This is a genomic window from uncultured Nostoc sp. (assembly GCF_964245445.1).
Classification (GTDB): domain Bacteria; phylum Cyanobacteriota; class Cyanobacteriia; order Cyanobacteriales; family Nostocaceae; genus Nostoc.
Genome location: NZ_CAXTNE010000053.1, coordinates 1 through 4620 on the forward strand (window position 1 = coordinate 1; position 4620 = coordinate 4620).

Annotated in this window: 2 protein-coding genes; both read right to left on the reverse strand. The window is 42.3% G+C overall.

Annotated elements, in window-relative coordinates; all coding sequences use genetic code 11:
* Positions 1-26 precede the first annotated feature (26 nt).
* Positions 27-185 carry a hypothetical protein gene (locus ACFE90_RS11955; protein ID WP_375500708.1) on the reverse strand — a complete coding sequence of 53 codons (159 nt, stop codon included), beginning with the start codon at positions 183-185 and terminating at the stop codon, positions 27-29.
* A 745-nt stretch (positions 186-930) separates the two neighbouring features.
* Positions 931-4056 carry an MFS transporter gene (locus ACFE90_RS11960; protein WP_375500710.1) on the reverse strand — a complete coding sequence of 1042 codons (3126 nt, stop codon included), beginning with the start codon at positions 4054-4056 and terminating at the stop codon, positions 931-933.
* Positions 4057-4620: the final 564 nt, after the last annotated feature.

Sequence of the window (4620 nt, forward strand, 5' to 3'; positions counted from 1 at the left end):
TTTTTAGCGATCGCTGGTTTTTGATCCTACCTCACCAAATCGCGTTGCTCCCCAACAGGTTTATGTACAATAGCAACTCTATGAACATTGGGCCTGACAATAATTTCTGCTGCCGATGCCTGTGACGGCAAAGAGGAAATTGCCAATGGGAGAGCAAGTAATGTACCTAAGAAAATACGTTTCATATTCAAATATCCATCGATTTACTTGAGTTTTTTACAGCATTTATCAATAATTTATGAACAAATATTCTTACTTATTAGGTTTTCAGTAGGTTTCGTTTGTTACACGAATTAATTGATTTGCTGTATTGCTCTCAGTTTAAAATACTAAAAAATAATACACAGTGGAATAAAGTCATAATTTCAGCATGACTTTATTCACATTTTTAATTTTAGCTAAAACAATTTTGCCATTGTTGCGACGGAAGGTTTTATCAACTTTAGCGATTCTGTGTTAAGTAGGTACTGAACCCCACCTCCAACCCCCTCTTCGGTTGCGAAGAGCTTGCTGTGATGTACATTATTCAAATTATGTATTTTCCATTATTTTAAATTGTTACTTAGGTAAAATTTATTAACTTGCAAAAATTATAGGGCACTCTATTGAGAATAGGCTTAACTATTGCAAGTTATTTGATAATATTAAAGCATTAGTAAATATCTATTTTCACCTATCTAATTGCTGAATTAGAACGGTAAATGATATTCATATATGACTATATTTCAAGGCATAGTTATACCAATTCAAAATTATAAAAGCCTTATTTTATTTAGGTTTTCATGTTTGTATCTGTAAAATAATTGGTATGATATGAAATCTTCTGTGTCTAAGGACAATTAAACAATTCGTAATTACTAATGACATCCCAAATATAAAAAAGCCTCCCATAACAGGAGGCTTAAAAGTTAGCGGAGAAAACTTGTTAAACTACTGCGTAACTACAGCGATTACTCCTCCTAATGCAGAGAAAACCGCAGATACGGTTGCTGTGGCAAACAGCCACCAAGCTGCTGTCGCCGCGGCTTTGCGGGTTTCTTCCGCTTGACGCTGTGCTTGATGCTTCACCTGTTCTAGGCGGCGTTGGGCTTCATGCTGTATGCGTTCTGCACGTTGCAATACTGTGTTGCGGGCCCGTTCAATTTGGTCAATGATCCGATTGGCATCTTCCTCAGAGATGTCCTCACGAGAACTCATTATTGCCACCAAGGTATCACGATCAAAAGAAGATAGGCGATCGCGCAGGGCATCAAACCCTGCCTGGGGATCGTCAAAAAATGTGCGGACATCGCGCTTGATACTATCATAGTTAAGTTCCGGGCGATCCAAGGAGTTGAGATAGTTACGAATCCGGGCAAAAACCCCATCAATCGCATCTTGAATACCTCGTTGAATATTCCGCACTTGTTCTACAAATTGATCCCTTACAGATACAATGTTATCGGCAATCCGCGCCGCTTCTTCATCGGAAATATCTTCCCGAATTTTCAGCAAGGCGATGATAGTAGAACGGTCAAAATGGGAAAGGCGATCGCTAAAACTTTCTACCCCAACTCGCGGATCGTGCAAGAGTAGTTGTAAGTCGCGTTTAATACCTTCAGGATTAAGTTCTTCTTTACCAGTTTGGCGCAGATACTCTTCCACATTAGTTTTGAATGTTTCCACTCTTTGCTGTGTGCGGGTAGCTAAACGACGAGGCGCACGCACAAAGTTACGAATCGAAGTTTGCGTGGAATCAATGATTTCATTGACTTGTTCTTCGCTCAAGTCTTGACGTTGACTAAGCAACTTCACCAGTGTATCCCGGTCTACCTGCGATAATCGACGGCGCAGTGCTACGGCTCCCTCTTGCGGATTTTCAAATAATCTGGTCAAATCTCGCTGGATACCTTCTGGGTTCAGTTCTTGTTTACCAGTATTCCGCAGGTAATCTGCGATCGTGGTAGTAACAGAGTCGTATTGCTCTTTGGCTTTATCCACTACAGCTTGGGGTGTGTGGCGAATACTATGCCACGATTCCTCAGCAGAATTGATGATTTGATTAACTTGATCTTCACTCAAATCTTGCCGTTGACTCAACAATTGCACCAAGGTATCCCGGTCAAAGCGAGACAACCGCGCCCGAATTGAGCTAATTCCAGCTTGGGGATCTTCTAGTAATCTTTTGAACTCTGCGCGGATGGCATCAGGATTCAGTTCTGATTTCCCAGTATTACGCAGATATGATTCTACATTCAGCCACAGGGTTTCTGCTTGATATTGCGCCTGTTCTGCTAGCCCTTTGGATTCTACCAAGACGCGATCGCGTTGTTTTTCCAACTCATCGAGAATGCTATCTACTTCATATAGCTGGACATCATTACGTTGCAGCAATATCGACCGCATTTCCTGACGATCAAGGTGAGCTAGCCGCAATGTCAGAGTTTCATAATCTGCATCTGGGTCTTGCACCAGTGGTTTGAAATTCTGCTCAATGCCTTCTGCTGTCAATTCTGCTTTCGGCGTAACTAGCAGATAACTTTCCACTGCTCGTTGCAAGTCTTGGACTATCTCTCTTTCTTCAATACCTGTGACTATCACTAGCACATCTTTGCGGACAGCTTCTAACTGATCTGCAATGCGCCGAATTTGGGCTTGGGTAAGGAGTCCGCGTTGTTGCAAGATATTGGCGAAATCGTTACGGGATAGTCGTTCTAGTTCCCTGCGGACTATTCCCGGGTCAGCTGCTGGGTCGTAGAGGACATCACGAAATTCCTGGGCGATTTTTTCCTGGCTTAGTTGCCAAGCATAAGTGTTGTGTAAGTAGTTTTCGACATCAGATCGAATTGGGCTATAGGGTTCTGATGGTGTTGGCAACCCTAGCTTATCTGCTTGTTGGGTGACTTTATCTTTGGCGGTAGTGAGGCTACGCAAGATTTTTTCCACATCCAAATCAGGCAAATCTGACCGTCCCAACACAGTGGCGGTTAAGGCGGACAGTCCTTGCTGGATTGTACTTTGGATTGGGCCTTGGGCTGCCTTTTGGTCTTGGTCAGCTTCTTTAGAACCACCCTTTTCTGCTAATAACCTATCCAGCTTGGCGTTGAGTTCATCTGTCTTGTTTTGTCCTGCTGGAAGTGATTTCAAATAATCCATTAACTCACCCAGACGGTCTTGGGTGGGTGATTGCTGGCTCACTACCTGTTGCCAAACTTTATACAACGTATCAGCAATGCGGCTAACGTCTTTTTTGGAAAGGTCGGTGCGACTGCTGACTAACTCGATAAACTTCTGGCGGTCGATGTTACGAATATCTGGAGTCCCCGCGATCGCTTTTAATTGCGGATCGTTGAGTAAATTTTCAAAGTCACTCCGAATCTTTGACAAATCTAGCTCTGGAGGACGTATCTTGTCTAAGTAATCTTCTATATTCTCCCGGATACTTGTAGGGTCGATGGCGCTTCCAAGTTCCCGGCGGACGGCGGCGGCGGCGGCTTCAGCTGTCGCTACAACTTGGTTATTGATAGCTTTAGCACCCAATGCGGCGGTGGCTGTGCCCATAATCGCCTGAAAACCGGAAGTTGCCGTATTGACGACTGAACCAATTAAGGAACCTACGGTGGTGGAACTTACCCAGACGAGGAGTAAAAAGTAAGCACCCCAAATCACTAAACCGAGAATCGCTCCCAATGCTGGGTCTAAGATTACTAGGCTCAATTTTACTGCAAGAAAACAGGCAATTAATAAGGCGATCGTCACAGTGACTAATGTCCAAAGCCCTACTGCGGTGCCAATTTTGCGAATGTTACCGCCCAAACTTTCCGCTTCCCCACTATCTGAATCCGAGTCAGACGAGTGCCCCAGGTAGGAAATACCAGCTGCAAGGGAAAGATTAGTTAGAACTAATTGGAAAGCAAAGGCTAAAATCACGCCGGAGATTAAAGCCACAAAAAAGCGCGGCCCAGAAGTGAGAACCGATGCCTGTGCTGGCGTGACGTTTGAGGATTCTACTGGAACCTGTGCCAACCACAATAGTGGTTTATAGAGTCCCAGCATGATTTCCGTACTTTGGAACATTGTATTTCCTTCTTCTAAGGTTTAAATTCGGGGAATTAAGATTTTCTTGAGAAGCAACTCTTAGTATTTATGTATGTTTGTACCTATGGCAATACCTAACTCATTAGCTCAGAATCCTGGAATTTGGCTATTTAACGCATCTCTCTAAAGATTGAAAAGTGTATCCAGCGAAAGATATAACTTTTATTATCCCTTGGTGGTAATCTTAATCAAATTACCACCTGCTCTTAATTATGTATAGCTAATTTTTACTTTTTAATTGCTTATTTGTAGCGATTTATTCTGTTTAAGTTATAGTTATTTTATAAGTTCTTTACATTTGTTTACATATTCGTTTTTGGTCACCCTCTCAAGGTGGATTTGTCAAAAAAAATACGTTTCTGATAATCGTCCAGAAGAAGTGCCTACAGTTTGTACCCAGAGACAGAAACAAGTCTAGTGATAAACAGCTACATTAAAGTTAACAAATGGATCGTTGAGGATAAAAAAATGGCAACCTTTATTCCAGGGATTTGCCACTATTTGCAACAGAATAGAATGGCAAATATCGCAATGAAATTCTGT

Coding starts and splice junctions, on each gene's coding strand:
- ACFE90_RS11955 (WP_375500708.1), bottom strand. CDS start 185: ATGAAACGTATTTTCTTAGGTACATTACTTGCTCTCCCATTGGCAATT.
- ACFE90_RS11960 (WP_375500710.1), bottom strand. CDS start 4,056: ATGTTCCAAAGTACGGAAATCATGCTGGGACTCTATAAACCACTATTG.